General features: G+C 76.1%; 2 protein-coding genes. One reads left to right on the top strand and one right to left on the bottom strand.

Features of this window, described 5'->3' with window-relative positions:
- Positions 1–998, bottom strand: a 998-nt coding sequence (locus tag AC2CHG_RS31170; RefSeq protein ID WP_484526182.1) for a glycoside hydrolase family 3 protein, incomplete at its 3' end; no start/stop codon positions are given.
- Positions 999–1,122: 124 nt separating this feature from the next.
- Here AC2CHG_RS31170 and AC2CHG_RS31165 point away from each other — a divergent pair.
- Positions 1,123–2,037: ROK family transcriptional regulator (locus AC2CHG_RS31165; RefSeq protein WP_484526181.1), on the top strand; the 915-nt coding region annotated here is incomplete at its 3' end.

The following is a 2,037-nucleotide window of genomic DNA, read 5'->3' as shown; positions in this document are numbered from 1 at the left end:
GGGCCGGTGGTGGCGGCGAGCGCGGCGGTCCGGCCGGCCGCCTCCTCGACCCGCTCGCGCGCCAGCCGCCCGTCGGCCATCGCCGCGACGATCTCGGCGGCGACCGACTCGACCAGCTCGGCGTCCACCCGGGCGCCGATGCAGAGCAGGTCCGCGCCGGCGGCCAGGGCCCGGACCGCGCCCGCGCCGACCCCGCCCGCGGCGAGCACCGCACCCTTCATCTCCAGCGCGTCGGTGATCACCGCGCCGGTGAAGCCGTACTCGGCGCGCAGGAGGTCGTGCAGGACCGCGCGGCTGAACGTGGCCGGGCCGTCGCCGGTCAGCGCCGGCACGCGGATGTGCGCGGTCATCACCGCGCGGACGCCCGCGTCGACCACGGCGGCGAACGGCGGCAGGTCGCGTTCCCGCAGGACGGCCGGCGGCACGTCGACAGTGGGCAGCTCGTGGTGGGAGTCCGCGACGGTGGCGCCGTGCCCGGGGAAGTGCTTGGCGCAGGCTGCCACACCTGTCGACTGGAGACCGGCGACGGCGGCGGCCGAGTGGACGGCGACCCGCTTCGGGTCCGCCCCGAACGAGCGGGTGCCGATCACCGGGTTCTCGTCGGCGGTGTTCACGTCGACGGTGGGGGCGAGGTCGACGGTGATGCCCAGCGCGGCCAGCTCCGCGCCGATCGCCGCGTACACCCGGCGGGTGAGGGCGGGGTCGTCCACCGCGCCGAGCGCGGCGTTGCCGGGGTACGGGCTGCCGGTGGCGTGTGCCAGCCGGGTGACGTCGCCGCCCTCCTCGTCGATCGCGACGATCACGTCGGGGCGGCCGGCGCGCAGCGCCGCGGTGGACGCCGCGACCTGGGCCGGGTCGTGGATGTTGGTGCCGAACAGGGTGTGCCCGGCGAGCCCGTCGGCGAGCAGGTCGACCGCCCAGTCCGGCGGGACCGGTCCCGGGTACGCGGCCAGCAGCGTGCCCAGCGCGAGCCGGCGCAGTCCTGGATCCAGACCCACGAGTATCCCCTTTCCCTGCCGGGTCGTCCGACCTCCGCGGATGGGGGTGGCCGATACGCTAACGGGCACCCCTCGGCAGGCGTTTTGTGGTTAGAAAACTTTACTGAAAATTGAGGACGACGGCATGAGTGCGACCCGGCTGCCCGGCACCCCCCGACTCCTGCGGGCGCTCAACGACCGTGCGGCGCTGGAGCTGCTGCTCGAACGCGGCCCGCTGACCCGGGCCCGCATCGGTGAGCTGACCGGGCTGTCCAAGGTCACCGCGTCCCAGCTCGTCGAGCGGCTGGAGGAGCGCGGCCTGGTCGCCCGGGTCGGCGAGCAGGCCGGCGGGCGGGGCCCGAACGCCCAGCTCTACGCCGTCCGGCCGAGCAGCGCGTACGTGGTGGGCGTCGAGGTGGGCGCGGAGCGGGTGGTGGCCGCGTGCGCCGACATCACCGGCGCGGTGGCCGGCCGGGTCGAGCAGTCCACCAAGGACACCGACGACCCGGTCGGCGTGGTGCACAACGCCGTGGTCCAGGCGGCGGCCAGTGCCGGTGCGGAGCTGTCCGCCGTCCGGCGCGTCGTGCTCGGCACCCCCGGCCTGGTCGACCCGCAGACCGGCGACATCACGTTCGCGTTCAACCTGCCGCGCTGGCACAGCGGCCTGCTCGCCGCGCTGCGCGAGGACCTGGACACCCCCGTCGTGTTCGAGAACGACGTGAACCTCGCCGCGGTGGCCGAGGCGCAGTCCGGGGCGGCCCGTGGCACCGCCGACTTCGTGCTGGTCTGGGTGGACGCGGGCGTCGGCCTGGCCATCATGCTGGGCGGCCGGCTGCACCACGGCAGCAGCGGCGCGGCCGGCGAGATCGGCTACCTGCCGGTGCCCGGCGCGCCCATCCCGCGCGACGTGTCCAAGCGGGCCAAGCCGGCGTTCCAGCAGCTCGTCGGCGCCGACGCGGTACGCGCGGTGGCCGCCGAGCACGGTTTCGCCAGCCCGGACGCGGCGGAGCAGGGCGTGGCGGGGGCCCGGGCCGCCCCGGTGGTCCGCGCGGCCATCGCC

The sequence above is a fragment of the Micromonospora sp. ATLC20 genome (genome assembly GCF_057196585.1).
The sequence above is the reverse complement of the archived record's forward strand: the minus strand, read 5'-3'. Positions and strand labels throughout refer to the sequence as shown.